At 66.2% G+C, this 16685-nt stretch carries 16 protein-coding genes; 8 read left to right on the top strand and 8 right to left on the bottom strand.

Going from position 1 to position 16685, the window contains the following annotated elements:
- Position 1 precedes the first annotated feature (1 nt).
- Positions 2-403, top strand: a complete 402-nt coding sequence (locus tag C448_RS08665) for a type II toxin-antitoxin system death-on-curing family toxin (protein ID WP_004053962.1) — start codon at positions 2-4, stop codon at positions 401-403.
- Between the two features lie 32 nt (positions 404-435).
- Positions 436-600, top strand: coding sequence for a hypothetical protein (locus C448_RS16170; protein ID WP_160162787.1), 165 nt, complete (start codon positions 436-438; stop codon positions 598-600).
- A gap of 33 nt (positions 601-633) precedes the next feature.
- On the opposite strand, the gene C448_RS08660 is transcribed toward C448_RS16170, so the two are convergent.
- Genes C448_RS08660 through serA form a run of 3 tightly spaced genes read right to left on the bottom strand, consistent with a single transcriptional unit; the run spans position 634 to position 4102 of the window.
- Entirely contained in the window at positions 634-900 is a 267-nt protein-coding gene (locus tag C448_RS08660; protein ID WP_004053960.1) for a DUF7513 family protein, read from the bottom strand.
- A complete protein-coding gene (locus C448_RS08655) occupies positions 897-2468 on the bottom strand; it encodes a Na+/H+ antiporter NhaC family protein (RefSeq protein ID WP_004053958.1) in 1572 nt (523 codons plus the stop codon). Before C448_RS08655 ends, C448_RS08660 begins: the two co-directional genes overlap by 4 nt.
- A gap of 47 nt (positions 2469-2515) precedes the next feature.
- Positions 2516-4102: a phosphoglycerate dehydrogenase gene (gene serA, locus C448_RS08650; protein ID WP_004053957.1), complete on the bottom strand. Its 1587-nt coding sequence runs from the start codon at positions 4100-4102 to the stop codon at positions 2516-2518.
- 111 nt (positions 4103-4213) lie between these two features.
- Between serA and serB the strand changes: the two genes are divergently transcribed.
- Positions 4214-4846 carry a phosphoserine phosphatase SerB gene (gene serB / locus C448_RS08645; protein WP_004053955.1) on the top strand — a complete coding sequence of 211 codons (633 nt, stop codon included), beginning with the start codon at positions 4214-4216 and terminating at the stop codon, positions 4844-4846.
- 1 nt (position 4847) lies between these two features.
- Here serB and metX read toward each other — a convergent pair whose 3' ends face one another.
- Complete coding sequence (metX, locus tag C448_RS08640) at positions 4848-6107, bottom strand: homoserine O-acetyltransferase MetX (RefSeq protein WP_004053953.1); 1260 nt, start codon at positions 6105-6107, stop codon at positions 4848-4850.
- Positions 6104-7387 (bottom strand): O-acetylhomoserine aminocarboxypropyltransferase/cysteine synthase family protein, encoded by a 1284-nt coding sequence (locus tag C448_RS08635; protein ID WP_004053951.1) that lies wholly within the window; start codon positions 7385-7387, stop codon positions 6104-6106. The genes metX and C448_RS08635 overlap by 4 nt, the downstream gene beginning before the upstream one ends.
- A 135-nt stretch (positions 7388-7522) precedes the next feature.
- Between C448_RS08635 and C448_RS08630 the strand changes: the two genes are divergently transcribed.
- On the top strand, positions 7523-7987 hold the full coding sequence (locus tag C448_RS08630) for a hypothetical protein (RefSeq protein WP_004053949.1): 465 nt from the start codon (positions 7523-7525) through the stop codon (positions 7985-7987).
- Positions 7988-7995: 8 nt separating this feature from the next.
- Here C448_RS08630 and C448_RS08625 read toward each other — a convergent pair whose 3' ends face one another.
- Positions 7996-9162: a pyridoxal-phosphate-dependent aminotransferase family protein gene (locus tag C448_RS08625; protein ID WP_004053946.1), complete on the bottom strand. Its 1167-nt coding sequence runs from the start codon at positions 9160-9162 to the stop codon at positions 7996-7998.
- A gap of 131 nt (positions 9163-9293) precedes the next feature.
- On the opposite strand from C448_RS08625, the gene C448_RS15550 reads away from it, so the two are divergent.
- Positions 9294-10436: an FAD-dependent monooxygenase gene (locus C448_RS15550; RefSeq protein ID WP_004053945.1), complete on the top strand. Its 1143-nt coding sequence runs from the start codon at positions 9294-9296 to the stop codon at positions 10434-10436.
- 149 nt (positions 10437-10585) lie between these two features.
- The gene (ligA, locus tag C448_RS08615; RefSeq protein WP_004053943.1) at positions 10586-12703 is read left to right on the top strand and encodes an NAD-dependent DNA ligase LigA; all 2118 of its coding nucleotides are present in this window, start codon (positions 10586-10588) and stop codon (positions 12701-12703) included.
- 12 nt (positions 12704-12715) lie between these two features.
- Here the strand turns inward: ligA and C448_RS08610 are convergent, their stop codons facing one another.
- Both C448_RS08610 and C448_RS08605 read right to left on the bottom strand, forming a co-directional pair.
- Entirely contained in the window at positions 12716-13555 is an 840-nt protein-coding gene (locus tag C448_RS08610) for an ABC transporter permease (protein ID WP_004053941.1), read from the bottom strand.
- Positions 13552-14505 (bottom strand): ABC transporter ATP-binding protein, encoded by a 954-nt coding sequence (locus tag C448_RS08605; RefSeq protein ID WP_004053939.1) that lies wholly within the window; start codon positions 14503-14505, stop codon positions 13552-13554. The genes C448_RS08610 and C448_RS08605 overlap by 4 nt, the downstream gene beginning before the upstream one ends.
- 427 nt (positions 14506-14932) lie before the next feature.
- On the opposite strand from C448_RS08605, the gene C448_RS08600 reads away from it, so the two are divergent.
- Entirely contained in the window at positions 14933-15295 is a 363-nt protein-coding gene (locus tag C448_RS08600; RefSeq protein ID WP_004053938.1) for a hypothetical protein, read from the top strand.
- Positions 15296-15505: 210 nt separating this feature from the next.
- Complete coding sequence (locus C448_RS08595; protein ID WP_004053937.1) at positions 15506-16675, top strand: helix-turn-helix transcriptional regulator; 1170 nt, start codon at positions 15506-15508, stop codon at positions 16673-16675.
- Positions 16676-16685: the final 10 nt, after the last annotated feature.

Below are 16685 nucleotides of genomic sequence, written 5' to 3'. Positions count from 1 at the left end.
GATGGCCGACCTCGTCTATCCGACGGTCGAAGACGTTCTCGCCATCCACGAGGCAGTCGTCGTGAGCGATCGCGAAACCGAAGCCGGCGTGCGCTCGCCCGAAACCGTCGAATCAGCGCTGATCTACGTTTCGGAGGGCTATTTCGGCGAAGCGCCCGACACGGTCCACGAAACGGCGGCACACCTCATGCGACTGCTCGCCGCCGAACACCCGTTCGTGGACGGGAACAAGCGCACGGCGTTGAATACGGCGGAGGTTATCTACGACATAAATGGCTACGAATTCGATCACGGAGACGACGTTCGTGCCATCCTCAAGCGTTTTGCGACGGACGAACGGAACGTCGACATGAGTGGTGTCATCGCGTATTGCCGCGAGCATGCTCATGAAGCCGAAGAGTAAATACCGGGGCCGACGTATCGACGAGCGAGAGGATGGCACAGACCACTCCATCGAGCTACCGGGACGAGCGTGCCGAACTCCGTGAACGGGTCCGGAACGCAGAATCCGAAGCCGAGCGACGCGAAGCAGTGCTGCGACTCGCCGAGATCAATCGCGAAATCCAAGCGGAAACCTACGAAAAACTCGCGCGCGAGTGAGCGCACACGCTCGAATCGCTCCCAACTGACTGCTCAGTTCTCTTCGTCGTCGAAGCCGTCGAGCAGCGACGCCTGTCCCGTGTGATCGTTGTCGTCGAACGATTCGACGCGGACGGGCACCTGCGTGTCGAGCAGGTTCGGCGGGGCGTCCGAAATCTGGAGCACGCTGTCGCCGAGGCGGACGAGCGCGGTTCCGTTCTCGTAGCCGGTGACGAACGCCCGGAACTCCGTGCCGGGATCGAAACTCGGCTTGTTCGTCCGGAATTCGAGTCCCTCGGTGAACGCGGCGAGACGGCTCATACGCGTGCCACCTCACCCGTCTCGCGGTCGGACGTGTATTCGAGCCCGAAGCCGGTCAGGGCGGCGACGATGAAGACGAAAAACAGCAGCCAGCCGTGGAAGACGAACGGCCAAACCTCCGCCGGGTTGACCAGCATCGACTGGGTGAACCAGCTGTACTGCTCGGGTAGTCCCAGCATGGCGGTGTAGCCCGCGAGCAGGCCGCCGCCCCACGGGAAGATGTAGCCGAGCGCCGAGGTGTTCGCGTCGAGGATGTTCGCGCGGCGGTAGCCGTTGATGTTGAACCGCTCGCCGATGCGGGCGATGTACGGCGCGATGGCGATCTCGGCGGCCGTGTTGATCGTGATCATCGCGTTGATCGCGGCGGTGCCGAGCACCATCGTCATCTCGGCCCGGCGGAGGCTCGTCGCGACCGATCCGAGCAGGAAGTCCTGCATCGCCTCGAAACCGCCGCCGCGGACGAGGATCTGCGCGCCGGCGACGATCAGGAGCGTGAGGACGATCAGCGGGAAGAAACCGACCGCACCGCTGTAGATGCTGCCGGCGACGCCCGTCTCCGAGCTCTGGACGAGTTCGATGAACGGGAGGCCCGAAAGCGACTGGGCGATGCCGGAGTTCTGCGGTGCCTGGAAGACAAGCATGTCGCTCACGCTCGCCAGGCCGGTGACGACGTTCAGGACTGCCGAGGTGATCAGTCCCCACGAGATCGCTTCGACGATGTGGCGACCGCGGATCGCGGTGCCGATGACGACCGCGACCGAAAGGAGATGGACGAGACCGAGCGGGTTGCTGTTCTCGGTGAGCAGGCCGCCGGCCTGCTGGGCGACGTCGACGCCGTCCATCAGGCTCCCGGCGACGATGTAGGCCGGGAGCGCGATGATCGCCGCGACGGCAGCGTACTTGAAGCGTGAGGAGACGACGCCGCCGATGTCCGAATCCTGTGTGACGGCGCTGACGATCGTCGTGTCGCTCACTGGCGCGAGGTTGTCGCCGAAGACCGCCCCCGAGAGGATCGCCGCGAACGTGAGCACCGGGTTCGCGCCGAGCAGCACGCCTGCCGGGAAGAACAGCGTCGTGAACGCGACGACCGTGCCGTAGCCGGTACCGATACCGGTCGCGAGCAGGCCCGCGAGGATGTAGGCCGCCGCCGGGAACAGCGTCGCACCGATGTCGAGGGCGGTCGCCGCCCAGATGAGGCCGTCGACGAACCCGCCGGCCTGGAGGGTGTCGGCGAACATGCCCGCCCACAGCCACGCGACGATGGCCGTCGCCGCCACGGGTTGAGTCATCCCCTCGAAGATCGTGTTCGCGTACTGCTTCCAGTCGCCCTTGGCGAAGAACATCCCGATGATGAGGGCGACGAGCATCCCCGCGACCAACCCCTGCGTGTCGCCGATCTGGAGGACGCCGCTCTGGAAGACCGCCCAGACGACGAAGATCGCGAGCGGGAGCGCGCTCAGCCAGCGCCCGCCGTAGAACTCGATGCTGCGCTCGTCGTCGCTGCTGTCGGCCAATCCCTCGTCGTACTCGTCGGTCGGATCGCCGGGGCTCCCCCCGTCAGTGCTCATACTTCAAGCACTACACAGAACGACCATTATATAGTTGTGGTCGAGAACTACTCCGTGCCGTTGAGCGCGATATAGGTCGTATCGATGACGCGCTCGTCGGCTTCGAGGCGGTCGCGCAGCTCGTCGGTGACGGGTTCGTCGAGGTTGTAGACCGACAGCGCCTCGCCGCCGATCGTCTCGCGGGCATTGAACATGCCCGCGATGTTGACGTCCGCATCGCCGAGGACCGTGCCGATGAAACCGATCAGACCGGGCGTGTCCTCGTTGCGCGCGACGAGCATGTGGCCCGACGGGATCGCGTCGACACGGAAGCCGTCGATACGGACGATGCGCGGATCCTCGCCGGCGAACAGCGTTCCGCAGACGCCGATCTCCGTGCCGCCGTTCTGGACCGTGACGGTCACGAGCGACTGGAAATCGGCGGCGGTGTGGGTCTTCGATTCGGTCACGTCGATGCCGCGCTCCTCGGCGATGCGCGGCGCGTTGACGGCGTTGACCTGCCATTCGAGCGGCTCGAACACACCCTGGAGCGCGCTCGCGGTCACGAGATCGACCTCCTCGCCAGCGATGTCACCGGCGTAGGTGACCTCGACGCCCTCGACACGCCCGTCGAGCAGTTGGGTGGCGATTTTCCCTGCTGTGGAGGCGATGTCGAGATACGGCTCGACGCGGGGGAACGCGCTCGCGTCCATCGAGGGCGCGTTGAGCGCGTTCATCACCGGCTCGCCGCGGATCGCCGAGAGCACCTGGTCGGCGATATCGGTGGCGACGTTCTTCTGGGCAGCGTGGGTGCTCGCACCGAGATGGGGCGTCACGATCACGTCGTCGACGCGCAGGAGCGGGCTGTCTTCGTCGAGCGGTTCGTCGGTGAAGACATCGATCGCCGCGCCGGCGAGCGTCCCGTCGTCGACGGCGGCCGCGAGCGCGCGTTCGTCGACGACGCCGCCGCGCGCGCAGTTGACGAGATAGCCGTCGCCGAGTCTGTTCAACTCCTCCTCACCGATGAGATCCTCCGTCTCGGGCGTCAGCGGCGTGTGCATCGTCAGAACGTCCGCGCGCACGAGGCAGTCGTCGAGTTCGACGAGCTCCGCTCCGAGGTTCGCGGCGCGCTCCTCGGAGATGTAGGGATCGTAGGCGACGAGCTCCATGCCGAGGCTGTCGAGTTTCTTCGCGACCTCCTGGCCGACGCGGCCGAAGCCGACGATGCCGAGCGTCGCGCCGTCGAGTTCCGTCCCCAGATAGTCGCCTTTGGCCCACTCGCCAGCCTTGAGGCGGGCGTGGGCCTGCGGGATCGAGCGCGCGGCGGCGAACGTCATCGCGACGGTGTGCTCGGCGGCCGCGCGGACGTTGCCCTCGGGGGCGTTGGCGACGATGACGCCCCGCTCGGTGGCAGCGTCGATGTCGATGTTGTCGACCCCGATGCCCGCCCGCCCGACGATCGCGAGATCGGGGGCGGCATCGAGCAACTCGGCCGTGACCTCGGTGCCCGAGCGGACGACGAGCGCGCTCGCGTCGGCGATCGCTTCGAGGAGGGCGTCACCTTCGGCGTCGTAGGCCGTTTCGACGGTGTGGCCGGCCTCGCGCAGGCGCGTGAGGCCCGGCTCGGCGATGGGGTCCGTGACGAGTACCTTCATGTCGAACCCTCCGACGCGGGAGGGTTAACCCTTTCCTCACTGGCACGTCTCGCCGGCCGATCGGGCGGCACGGATGCGAACGTTTTGAACCCGGCGGGCCGATGGGCGGGTATGAAACTGGTCGCGTTCGACTTCGACGGCACCCTCTCGGACTCGGAGATGAGCGTGCTGCTCGGCGAACAGTACGGCGTCGCCGAGGAGATGGCGACGATCACCGAGCGGGCGATGAACGACGAGATCGAGTACGCCGAGAGCCTCCGCGAACGCGTCTCGTTGCTGGAAGGCCTCCCGGTCGAGGGCGTCGAGGCGGGTGTCGAGAACGTCGTGCTGCGCTCCGGGGCGGCCGAGCTGATCCGGGACCTGAACGACGCCGGCGTCGTGACCGCGATCGTCACGGGCGGGTTCGGCCGCGGCGTCGAGAGCGTGCTCGCACGGTCGGAAACGCCCGTCGACGCGATCGTCGCCAACCAGCTCGAGTTCGAGGAACGACGCCTCACCGGCGAGGTCGCCGGCCCGCTCGTCGAGGGGACGAAAGACGATGCGCTCCGGGCGGTGGCGAACAACGCCGGCATCGACATCGAGGAGACGATCGCCGTCGGCGACGGCGCGAACGACCTGCCGATGCTCCGGACTGCGGGGTTCGCTATTGGCTACGAGCCGAAACCGGCGGTCGAACCGCACTGCGACGCCGTGGTCGAATCGATGGAAGAGTTGCAGGAACTGCTCGCCGAGCGGCTCGACTGACTCAATCGCCGAACAGGCTGGCGTGAACGGGTGCGAACGCCTCGCCCGACTCAGTACCGGTGTCGGTCACGGCGCGACCGGCGGTTCCGTGGGCGAGGAAGTCGGCGATCGGCGGACCGACGTTCTCCGGCTCGACCAGGAAGGCATCGTGGCCGTGATCGGAGTCGACGACGTGGTGGGCGACGTCGACGCCCGCGGTGCGACACGCCTCGGCGAGCGACTCGGACTGCTCGGTCGTGAAATGCCAGTCGCCGGTGAAGCTCATCACGAGTATCTCGCCGTCGAAGGCCCGGAGCGCGTCCGCATCCGAGGTGTGACCGGCGGCGAGGTCGTAGTCGTCCATTGCGCGCGTGAGATAGAGATAGCTGTTCGCGTCGAAACGATCGACGAACGTCCCGGCGTTGTAGTCGAGATACGACTCGACGTCGCGATAGGGGAAAAAGCCCGCTGCGGGGTCGACCGGGAAGTCGTCGCGGGCGGCGTCGCGGCCGGCAGCCCGACGGCCGAACTTCCGTGCCATCGAGTCCTTCGAGAGATACATCAAGTGCCCGAGCTGGCGCGCGAGTGCAAGGCCGTCGTCGGGTTCGGTCCCTCCATAGTAGTCGCCGCCCGCCCAGTTCGCGTCGGTCGTGATCGCGCGGCGGGCGATACCGTCGAGCGCGACGCACTGGGCGTCGAGGCGGGCGGCCGCAGCCACGGGGACTGCGCGCTCGACCCGGTCAGGGTAGCGCTTGATCCATTCGAGCACGTTCATCCCGCCGACGCTCCCCCCGACGACCGCCGCGAGCGTCGTGATCCCGAGATCGTCGAGCAGGCGGCGCTGGGCACGCGTCCAGTCGGCGACCGTGACCGGCGGGAAGTCGGTGCCGTAGGGTTCGCCGGTCTCGGGGTTCGTCGAAGCGGGTCCCGACGAGCCGTAGCAGGAACCGGGAATGTTCACACAGACGACGAACTGCTCGGTGGTATCGATGGCCTTGCCCGGACCGACGATGTCGTCCCACCACGCGCGGGCCTGGCCGTCCGTTTCGGTTGCCCAGTCGCCGCCCCTCCCACCACCGTCTCGCGGCGAGCCGCTCGACCGTTCCGTCGCGCTTCGCGCGACGCGTGCGACATGATGGCTCCCGGTGAGCGCGTGACAGACCAGTATGGCATTATCGCCGGTGAACTCGCCGTGGGTCTCGTAAGCGAGTTCGAGCTCCGGGATGGACTCGCCACACTCGAAGGTGAACTCGCCGAGGGAGCGAACGTCGCGCGTCGTCATTCGATCGCCGCCCCCAGATCGGCGACGATGTCCGCCGCGTCCTCGATCCCAACCGAGAGCCGCACGAGATCGGGTGTGACACCCGAGGCGCGCTGGTCGGCCTCCGAGAGCTGGGCATGGGTCGTGCTCGCCGGGTGGATCACGAGGGTCTTCGCATCGCCAACGTTCGCCAGGAAACTGGCGAGTTCGACGTCCTCGCAGAGGCGCTTGCCGGCCTCGTACCCCCCTGACAGCCCGAACGCGATCATCCCGCCGAACCCGCCGTCGAGATACTCGCGGGCGTTCACGTGTGTTTCGTGCTCTTCGATCCCTGGATAGGCGACCCACGCGACCGAGTCGTGGTCGTCGAGATACTCGGCCACTTGGAGGGCGTTCTCGGCGTGGCGCTCCATCCTGAGATGGAGGGTTTCGAGCCCCTGGAGGGTGAGCCAGGCGTCGAATGGCGACTGACTCCCGCCGAGGCTGCGGAGGCTGCGCTGGCGGGCGGCGGCGGTGAACGCGCGCTCGCCGAACTGCTCGGCGAAGTTCAGGCCGTGGAAGGCGGGGTTTGCGCCGCCGATCTCGGGGTATTTCTCGGGATGGTCGGCCCAGGGGAACGAGCCGCCGTCGACGAGCGCGCCGCCGATCGTCGTGCCCGCGCCGTGGAGCCACTTCGTGGTCGATTCCCAGACGAGGTCCGCGCCGTGATCGAGCGGACGACAGAGTGCTGGCGTGGCGAACGTGTTGTCCACGAGCAGCGGAACGCCGTGATCGTGGGCCACGTCGGCGATTTCCCCGATATCCGGCGTGACGAGCGAGGGGTTGCCGATCGTCTCACAGTGGACGTACGCCGTGTTCTCGTCGATCGCGTCAGCGTAGGCCGCGGGATCGAGCGTGTCGACGAACCGTGCTTCGATGCCGCGGCGGGCGGCGGTGTTCGAGAGATAGGCGTGCGTGCCGCCGTAGATAGAGGCGGCGCTCACCACGTTGTCGCCGGTCCCGGCGAGGACGAGCGTCGCGGCGTCGAGGGCGGCCATTCCCGATGCAGTGCAGAGCGCATCGGTGCCGTTTTCGAGGTCCGCCAGGCGGTTTTCGAGGGTTCGGACCGTGGGGTTCGAGATCCGCGAATAGACATCGCCCTCGGCGTCGAGCGCGTAGAGATCCGCGGCGCGATCGGCGTCCTCGAAGGCGTAGGAGGTCGTTTGGTAGAGCGGCGGTGCACGGGCACCGGTCGCCGCGTCCGCCGTCTGGCCGGCGTGGACGCAGCGCGTACCGAACCCGCGCCCCTCTGCGTCGGTCATGTACGTGGTGCATATATCGCGTCCCATCTATAACCACGAGTTACGGCAAATGTCGCCGTCGGCGATAACGGTCGATCGAGCAGCGCTGCATCTGCTGGGAACAGTCATATCCGTCGGCCGCGATAGGCTCCGGTAATGGACGACGATACCCCCGAAGAGGCGATCGAGCGCGGCATGGAAGCGTACTACGCGGGCGATGCCATCACGGAGCTGATCGAGGGCATCGACATCGATGCGCTCGCCGATGGCGCGGCGCTCGACGACGCCGTCGAGTACGAACGGCTCGGAAAGGTCCTCGGCGCACTCGTCGGACGGCTGGCCGCCAAGGGCGCGAGCAGCAGCGGACTGCTCGGCCGCGTCGTGAAGGAGTCGGCCGGCAGCGAGGTCGGCGGTCGCGTCGGCGAGGCGGCCGCGGTGGCGCTCGTCGAGAACGTCGATATCGACGCGCTCGCCGAACAGGTCAGGACGATCGGCGACAGCGAACGGCTCGGCGAGGGACTCGGCGACGCGGTCCGGGGAACGGAGATGGCGTTCGGACCGACGGATGAGACGGACGCCGACTGGACCGAGATCGACGTCGAGGACGCGGACGAAGAATAGAGACAGAATCAGAGTTCGGTGCGCGCGGCGTCGCGACCCGCCGCGGGATCGGCGTCGTAGCCGACGTCGGCGAGCGCTTCGCCGACCGTCTCGACGCCGCGGAGCACCTGCTCGTCGGTGAGCTGGCCCATGTTGCTCACCCGGAAGATCTCCCCGTCGAGATGGGCCTGACCGCCGCTGATCGAGACGTTTCGTTCGGCGACGGCGTCGAAGAACTCCTCAGGATTCTCGCGAACGGATTCGGGCAGTTCGATCGCCGTGACGGTGTTCGAGCGCTCGCTGGCGTCGTCGAGCGTCGGAAAGTCGTCGAGCCCCATCGCGGCGAAGCCGGCGCGGAAGGCGGCGGCCTGCCGGCGGTGACGGCCGATGCGTCTGTCCATCCCCTCGGCCTCGATCTCCTCGACGGCGACCGCGAGCGCCCGGAACAGCGGGACGGCGCTCGTGAACGGCGTCTGGTGATCGGCGGCTTTGCGGAGATGCCACTCCAGGTCGGCGTAGAAGGGCGCGCGCTCGCCATCCAGGTGTTCGACCGCACGGTCGGCCACGTACAGCGCGCTGATCCCCGGTGGCGCGGCGAGCGCCTTCTGGGAGTCCGTGATGGCGATGTCGACGTTCCAGTCGTCGATCCGGAAGACGTCGCCGCCGATCGAAGTGACGCCGTCGACGACGAACCGGGCGTCGTGCTCGGTCGCTATCTCGCCGATTTCGGCGACGGGGTTCAAGATGCCAGTGCTCGTCTCGTTGTGGACCATCGTCACCAGATCGGTGTCGTCGGTGACGTGCTCGGCGACCGTCTCGAGATCGAACGCCTCGCCCCACGTGACCTCGACCGGCGTCACACGGGCGTAGCGCTCGGCGATGCGCTTGAACCGCCGGCCGAACTTCCCGTTGACGAGCGCGACGACCTCGTTCTCGGCGTCCGTGAGGTTGGCGACGGCGGCCTCCATCCCCATCGTCGCCGTCCCGTTGAGAACCAGACCGGTGCCGCCGGCGCTGGTCGTCTCTTCCTGTGGGGTCGAGTGTTCGAAGACGTACTCCAGGCCGTCCTGGGCGCGCTCGTAGACCGCCTCGAACTCTGCCGAGCGGTGCGAGACCATCGGTGCGTCCATCGCCTCGCGGACCGCGTCGGTGATCGGCACCGGCCCGGGGTTCAGCAGGAGAAAGTCGTCGCTCATGGCCGTGTATCCGCCTCGGCTCACATAAGCCTCGGCGTTATCGCCGTACTTGCCACGAGAGCGGTGAGGCGGATCAGCGATTCGAAGAAGGTGGATCGTCAAGTGGCCGGCACAGCTACTCGGCCGTACGGATGGCTGATGTCGCAATCATCGGTGCCGGGATCGGCGGACTCTGCACAGCTATTGGACTACAGAACCGCGGCTTCGATCCAATCGTGTTCGAGAGGACGAACGAACTTCGCCCCGTTGGGTTCGGAATCGGAATCGGTCCGAACGGAATGCAAGCGCTCAACGAACTCGGTGTCGCCGATGCCGTTATCGAGCAGGGCGTCGTTCTGGATCGGATCGAGCTGCGAACCGAAGCAGGGCAGCTGCTCATGCCGATGGATTTTCGTGCCCCTGCAAACCGACTCGGGCTCGATCACGTCATGGTAGCGATCCACCGGGCGGATCTTCAGTCCATCCTCGTCGAACGACTCTCCAAAGAACGGCTGCGACTCGGGGTGGAATGTGAGGGAATCGACCCGGAGCAGCCCGCGGTCCAGTTCGCTGCTGGAAACGAAAAAACGGCAAACCTCGTTGTCGGTGCCGATGGTATCGACTCGACCGTTCGAGAGCACGTCCTCCCAGGCAATCAGCCACGATACGCTGGTGAAGTGGCCTATCGAGGCCTCGTTGATGTAACGGTTCTCGATGACATCACTCCAAAGGGAATGGAGTTTTGGGGTCGGGGGTTGCGTTTCGGCTATTTTCCGGTCAGTGACGAGCAGGTATACTGGTTTGCCTCGATCGTGGCGTCACGCCCCGGGACAGCACCCGAAGCCACCGCCAGTAAACTCGCCGAGCGATATCGGAAATTCGTCGATCCCATTCCAGACCTCATCGCCAGAACCAACGACGAGACGCTTCTCCGCACACCACTAACCGATCTGCCACGACTCACCTACTGGACCAGCGGCCGCGTTGCTCTCCTCGGTGATGCTGCGCATGCGATGACACCAAATCTCGCGCAAGGAAGTGCACAAGCGATGGAAGACGCTATCGTTCTCGCTGATTCCATAGCCACTCACGGAACCACCCGTCGTGCGCTCGCGGACTACGAAGCTCGTCGCAAAGAGCGAGCGGAATCCGTACGTCGCCAGTCACGAATCCAGGGTCGGCTGGCGCAGATCGACCATCCGACTGTGGCGAGGATTCGAAATACCGCACTCAGATATGTACCGTCCTCACTACTGCAGAAGCAAACGAAATCACTGATTGATATAGATTTCTGACTATTCTGTAGAGGAATGTATTTACTGAGCGCACGAACTGTGACCACAGATGACCAATGATCAATCGACCCGTAGAGCAAGGAGAAAGAAATGCGTCTGAACTGCGCCGAGGCGAACCACCTAAGCGGAGCCCCGGAATAGCTGGGGCAATGACCGCCTCGGACGCCGCGGACGCGGACAACCCCTATCTCCGCGATCCGCCAACGGAGTTCGACGACCTCGCAACGCTCGACGAGGAGCAGGCGCGCGAGCAGGCCGAGCAGCTGCGCGAGGCGATCCGCCGACACGACCATCGGTACTACATCGAGGCCGACCCGGGGATCCCCGATCGGACCTACGACGCGCTCTTCTCCCGGCTCGAATCGCTCGAAAACTCCTTCGACATCGCGAGCGAGACGAGCCCGACCCGGCGCATCGGCGGCGAACCGCTCGACGAACTCGTGACCGTGGACCACGTCGCGCCGATGCTCTCGATCGACTCCAGCGGTGATCCCGAGGAGGTCCGGGAGTTCGACGAACGCGTGCGTCGCGAACTCGGGGAGGGAGGCGGCCAGCAGTCGCTCGCGGAGTTCGAGGACGAGGGCGACGGGATCGAATACGTCTGCGAGCCGAAGTTCGACGGGCTCTCGATCGAGGTCGTCTACGAGGACGGCGTCTACGAGCGCGCCGCGACCCGCGGAGACGGCCGCGAGGGTGACGACGTGACACAGAACGTCCGCACCATCGGGTCGGTTCCACAGCGTCTCCGAGGAGAATATCCCGAGTATCTCGCCGTGCGCGGCGAGGTCTACATGCCGCGCGACGCTTTCGCCGAACACAACCGCGAGCGCGTCGAGCGCGGCGACGACCCGTTCGCGAACCCGAGAAACGCAGCCGCGGGCACGCTCCGCCAGCTCGACCCCGCCGTCACCGCCGAGCGCCCGCTCGCGTGCTTCTTTTTCGGCGTGCTCGAAACGAGCTACGCGTTCGCGAGCCACGAAGAGCAGTATCGGAAACTACCCGAGTGGGGTCTGCCCGTCAACGATCGGATGGACGTTGTCGGGAGCATCGAGGGCGCTATTGACTACCGCGATCGCCTTGGCGAGGCGCGCGAGGAGCTGAACTACGAGATCGACGGGACGGTGTTCAAGGTGAACGATCTCGCGGCCTGCGAGCGGCTCGGGACGACCGCGCGCGCCCCGCGCTGGGCCTACGCCTACAAGTTCCCCGCGCGGAGCGAAATCACACGAATCACCGACATTACCGTGCAGATCGGTCGAACGGGGCGAGTGACGCCGGTCGCGCTGCTCGATCCCGTCGAGGTCGGCGGCGTCGAGGTCTCGCGGGCGACGCTGCACAACCCCGGCGAAATCGAGGAGCTCGGCGTGAACACCGGCGATCGGGTGCGTCTCCAGCGCGCGGGCGACGTGATCCCGTACGTCGTCGAGGTCGTCGAGGACGGCGGCGAGGACACCTTCGAATTCCCCGATCGCTGTCCGATCTGTGACAGCGCGATCGAGCGCGACGGCCCGCTCGCGTTCTGTACGGGCGGGGTGGCCTGTCCCGCACAGCTCCAGCGCGCGCTGGAACACTACGCCAGCCGCGAAGGACTTGACATCGAGGGGCTGGGCGAGGAGCGCATCGATCAGTTGCTCGATGCTGAACTGGTCGAATCGATCCCCGATCTCTACGATCTCCGAGAGGCGGATCTCGCCCGTCTGGATGGGTGGGGCGAGAAGAGCGCGGCGAACCTCCGAACGGAGCTCGATGCAGCGAAAGAACCCCCGCTCCCGGAGTTCCTCACCGCGCTCGGCGTCCCCGAGGTGGGATCGACGACCGCCGAGAGCCTCGCCCGCGAGTTCGGAACGCTAGATGCGTTGATGGATGCGAGCGAGGACGAACTCCGCGAGGTGCCGGACATCGGCCCACGCGTCGCGAGCGAGATCCGGGAGTTCTTCGATAGCGAACGGAACCGGGAGACGGTCGCCGGCCTGCGCGAGCGCGGCGTCGAACCCGAGTCGATCGAGCACGAGCGTGGCGACGCACTCGTCGGCGAGACGTTCGTGTTCACGGGCGGGCTATCGGAGCTGACGCGTGAGGAGGCCGAGAGCCTCGTCGAACAGCACGGCGCGAGTAGCACAGGAAGCGTCTCGGGCAACACCGACTACCTGGTGGTCGGCGAGAACCCCGGACAGACGAAGCGCGACGACGCCGTACAGGAGGAGGTGCCCGAACTCACCGAAGAGGAGTTCGTGGCGCTGCTCGACGAACACGGGATCGAATTCTGACGGGAGCGAACCTTAGAGGTCGGTCCCCTCGAAGCGGAGATAGCCGAGCGCGAGCGGGACGACGATCCAAGCCGCGAGGATGACGAACCCGAACCAGTCCTGGAGGTAGAACGCGTCGGGGGTTTGACCTGTGACGGCGAGCGTCGTCGGGTTCTGGGGGAGCAGCGATCGTGCGGCGCTGCTGTAGGCGCTGCCGGGCGGGAGCGACTGGAGGAAGTAGTACCAGTCGCCGGGCGGCTGCTGGGGCAGACTGAGCCCGTTCACGAGGTAGACGACCGCGAGGAGCACCTGTTGCCAGAGGAACTCCAGAACGACGAGCAGTGAGATGCCACCGATGAGCGCGCGAAACGTCGAGGTCGTCGCCGACGAGATCGCGACGCCGATCGCGATGTAGGCCAGCCCGAGCAGGACGGTCACGAACGCGAACACGAGATAGTTCACCGGCGTGAAGCGACTCGACTGCCAGAAGATCACCGCCGCGCCGACGGCGAAGCCGACGAGGATCGGCACGACGAGCACGCTCGTGCGGCCGAGCGTCTTCCCGAGCACGACGTCGAGCCGGGAGTGGGGCAGCGAGAGCAGCAGCTTGATGCGCCCGCTCTCGCGCTCGCCGGCGACGGCCTTGTAGCCGAGCGCCAGCCCGATGATCGGCACGAGCAGGCCCGCGGGCGTCAGCAGCGAGAAGATGAGCACCAGCGCCGTCGGATCGCCGCCGCCCGGGGCCGGCTGGATGCGCGCGAAGAAATACGACGCACCCGCGACGAACAGCACGAACAAACCTGTCAGCCCGAGCAGCACTCGTGAACGGATCGCATCCTGAAAATCCTTGCGCGCGACCGCGAGCGTGCTCACGCGCGGACCTCCCGCTCGCCGGTGGTGTAGCTCGCGAAGACTTCCTCCAGCGAGGCTCCCGTCGTATCGAAATCGGCTACCGGCGCGCCGTTGTCTTCGAGCGTCGACAACACCGTGGTCTTCGCGCCGTCCACACAGTCGACGGTCAGTTGCTGTCCGTCCGCACGGACCGTCGAGACGCCGTCGAGCGCGCGGACCGCCGCCACCGCGTCGTCGGGCAGACGCTCGACGTCGACTGCGAGCGTCGTCTCGCCGCCGGCGGCGTCGCGCAGCCCCTCGACGGTGTCCTCGGCGACGAGTTCGCCGTCCCGAAGGATGCCGACCCGATCACAGACCGGTTCGACCTGACCGAGGACGTGACTGGAGAAGAACACCGTCGCGCCGCGATCGCGCTCGGCGCGGACGATATCGCGCATCTCGCGCGCGCCGTTCGGATCCAGTCCCGTCGAGGGTTCGTCGAGGATCAGCAGGTCCGGCTGGCCGACGAGCGCCATGCCGAGGACGAGGCGCTGGGCCATCCCCTTCGAGTAGCCGCCGGCCTTTCGGTCGAGCGCGTCGGCGATCCCCACTCGCTCGGCGATTTCCGATGGGCTGTCGGCGGCGTTTTTCGACCCGATGGCGAAATCGAGATGCTGACGGCCGGTCAGGCGGTCGTACGGCGAGAACCCCTCCGGGAGCACGCCGACGCGCTCGCGCACCTGCTGGCTCTCGGTGCGGGCGTCGAGATCGAGCACGCGCGCGCTCCCCGCCGTCGGCCGAACGAAGTCGAGCAGCACGTTGATCGTCGTCGATTTCCCCGCCCCGTTCGGCCCGAGAAAGCCGTAGATGTCGCCCTCCCGGACCGTCAGGTCGAGATCCGAAAGCGCCTCGACGGGATCGCTCGACCGTCCCGGGAGCCCGAGCCCGCCGTCGTAGCGCTTGGTCACTCCATCGAGTTCGATGGCTGCCATGTGGGGGTGTTTTCGACACCACGGTATGGGCTTTCCCCTTCGTCGCGCTCAACGACGGATCTGCACCGAATACGCCCGCCGGCTCCCGATTCACCGCCGTGAGAAACGACGATCGGGCGAGAAAAACGACGTGAAACCAACCGTTTCGGGCGTGAAACGGTTGGACATCCGAATGGAAATGGCCGTTTCGTGCAGTACGTGGCGCTCGAAAAGGGACCGTTGGCCGCGGACGACGATGATCGGCTCGCGAACCGGCCGTCACAGGACGGGGGTGGCGGACAGTCGTCAGCCAAACGTCAGACACGTGTTGTTCGAACATGAAGAAATGCGCGTGAATCGGCGTCTCAGCGGCTGTAACGGTCCGCAACAGTCGGAACAGGACGGGCTATTTATGTGGTCGAGGCTGCTGGTGTCGAGTGCAGAACGCATGACAAGCAAACCATTCGACGCGCTCGGGGAGCGGCTCCCCTCACGGCGCGTTCTGGCGGTCGGTCTCGTTGCCGCGCTGCTCGTCTTCGCCGGCTGTATGGGCGGCGGTGGCGGTAACAACAGTAGCGAAGGAACGACTGCGATGGACGGCGGTGCTGCCGAGGAAACTTCCATGATGGAAGACGGCGGCATGGCCGAAGAGACGACGATGATGGAGGACGGTGAGGAGACCATGATGGAGGACGGTGAAGAGACGACCATGATGGGCGACGAAGAGACCATGATGGAAGGTACCGACATGGGTACGGAGATGGAAGGTACCGAGATGATGGGCAACACGACGACCGAAGCCGCAGCCTAAATTCGGTCCCCAGCCCTCTCAAAACCGATATGCGGTCGGTGCTGCCGACCGTTCGTTTTTATCAACCACACTCGTCGATAGCGATATCGCCGTGCTGATGGCGCTGTGTCGATCCGACAGCCGATCGGAGAGACCGATTACGGCGGGATATGTGCAGCTGCCGACTGACCGACAGTATAATACCGAGCGCACGCAGAAGATAGGCGAAGGATGAGCGACGGCGCGCGTATCTTGGCAGGAGTGCTCTGTCTGGTGGTACTCGCCAGCGCCGCCGTCCCGGCCGTCGCGCAGTCGAACGACGGCATCGGCACGATCGAGGTGTCGGGCAGCGGCGTCATCACCAACGATCCTGCAAACGGCTCCACGTATCTCTGGAGCGACGAGTCGCTCAACGTCAGCGTCGGCTTCGCCGACCAACCGGACGCCCGCAACTACCGCGTCTGTCTCGGTGCCGATCGGAAGGGGACGACGCGAACGCTCGACTGTGGGCTCGAAGCGCTGCCGAACGGCACCAACGGCACCGCCGAGTTCACGAACGTCACGTGGCCGCAAAACGCCACCGGCGAGCAGAGACTCGCCGTCGAGCTCCAGAAGCTCTCGAACGCGAGCAACGCGACGGTGCTCGACCGCACGACCGTCTCCGTGACGGTGCTCCGTCGACAGGGTGACTTCGACGGCGACGGGTTGACCAACGCCCGCGAGGTCGAGGCGGGCTACAACGTCTCGAACCCGGACATGGATGCCGACGGACTGACCGACGGCGCGGAGGTCAACCAGTACGGCTCCGACCCGCAGGATCCCGACAGCGACGGTGACGGCATCCGCGACGGGATCGAAGTCCAGCGCGGCACCGATCCGACCGCGAGCGACACCGACGGCGACGGGCTCGACGACGATCTCGAAGCGATGCTCGGGACGAACCCGACCAACGACCTGACACCGATCTGGCTCGTCGTCGGCGCGATACTCGTCATCGCCGTCGTCGTGGCCGTCGGCGCGTTCGTCCGCCGCCGATGGCGCGAACGCGACGGCAGCCTGCTGCATCTGGGGTCGGACACCGACGAACCGGCAGCCGATTCGGAGGACGGCACGGATTCGCCCAGCGATGCGGAGCCCACAACCGAGATCGCCGATCCGATGCCGATGACCGACGAGGACCGCGTGCTGGCGCTGCTGCGCGACCATGGCGGGCGGATGAAACAGTCACAGATCGTCGAGCGAACCGAGTGGTCGAAGGCAAAGGTGAGCCGACTACTCTCGTCGATGAACGAGGACGGCAGCGTCGAGAAGCTCTCGATCGGGCGCGAGAACATCATCAGTCTCGACGGGCAGGGGCCAGAGGCCGCGCGCTCGCCACACGAGGAGAACCCGTCCGACTGATCGGCGATCT

Source organism: Halococcus morrhuae DSM 1307, from assembly GCF_000336695.1.
GTDB classification, from domain to species: Archaea; Halobacteriota; Halobacteria; order Halobacteriales; family Halococcaceae; genus Halococcus; species Halococcus morrhuae.
This window is presented reverse-complemented; position numbering and strand designations above follow the sequence as displayed.

Coding starts and splice junctions, on each gene's coding strand:
- C448_RS08625 (WP_004053946.1), bottom strand. CDS start 9,162: ATGAGCGACGACTTTCTCCTGCTGAACCCCGGGCCGGTGCCGATCACC.
- ligA (WP_004053943.1), top strand. CDS start 10,586: ATGACCGCCTCGGACGCCGCGGACGCGGACAACCCCTATCTCCGCGAT.
- C448_RS08600 (WP_004053938.1), top strand. CDS start 14,933: ATGACAAGCAAACCATTCGACGCGCTCGGGGAGCGGCTCCCCTCACGG.
- C448_RS08605 (WP_004053939.1), bottom strand. CDS start 14,505: ATGGCAGCCATCGAACTCGATGGAGTGACCAAGCGCTACGACGGCGGG.
- C448_RS08630 (WP_004053949.1), top strand. CDS start 7,523: ATGGACGACGATACCCCCGAAGAGGCGATCGAGCGCGGCATGGAAGCG.
- C448_RS08635 (WP_004053951.1), bottom strand. CDS start 7,387: ATGACCGACGCAGAGGGGCGCGGGTTCGGTACGCGCTGCGTCCACGCC.
- C448_RS08655 (WP_004053958.1), bottom strand. CDS start 2,468: ATGAGCACTGACGGGGGGAGCCCCGGCGATCCGACCGACGAGTACGAC.
- serA (WP_004053957.1), bottom strand. CDS start 4,102: ATGAAGGTACTCGTCACGGACCCCATCGCCGAGCCGGGCCTCACGCGC.
- C448_RS15550 (WP_004053945.1), top strand. CDS start 9,294: ATGGCTGATGTCGCAATCATCGGTGCCGGGATCGGCGGACTCTGCACA.
- C448_RS16170 (WP_160162787.1), top strand. CDS start 436: ATGGCACAGACCACTCCATCGAGCTACCGGGACGAGCGTGCCGAACTC.
- serB (WP_004053955.1), top strand. CDS start 4,214: ATGAAACTGGTCGCGTTCGACTTCGACGGCACCCTCTCGGACTCGGAG.
- C448_RS08660 (WP_004053960.1), bottom strand. CDS start 900: ATGAGCCGTCTCGCCGCGTTCACCGAGGGACTCGAATTCCGGACGAAC.
- C448_RS08595 (WP_004053937.1), top strand. CDS start 15,506: ATGAGCGACGGCGCGCGTATCTTGGCAGGAGTGCTCTGTCTGGTGGTA.
- C448_RS08665 (WP_004053962.1), top strand. CDS start 2: ATGGCCGACCTCGTCTATCCGACGGTCGAAGACGTTCTCGCCATCCAC.
- metX (WP_004053953.1), bottom strand. CDS start 6,107: ATGACGACGCGCGACGTTCGCTCCCTCGGCGAGTTCACCTTCGAGTGT.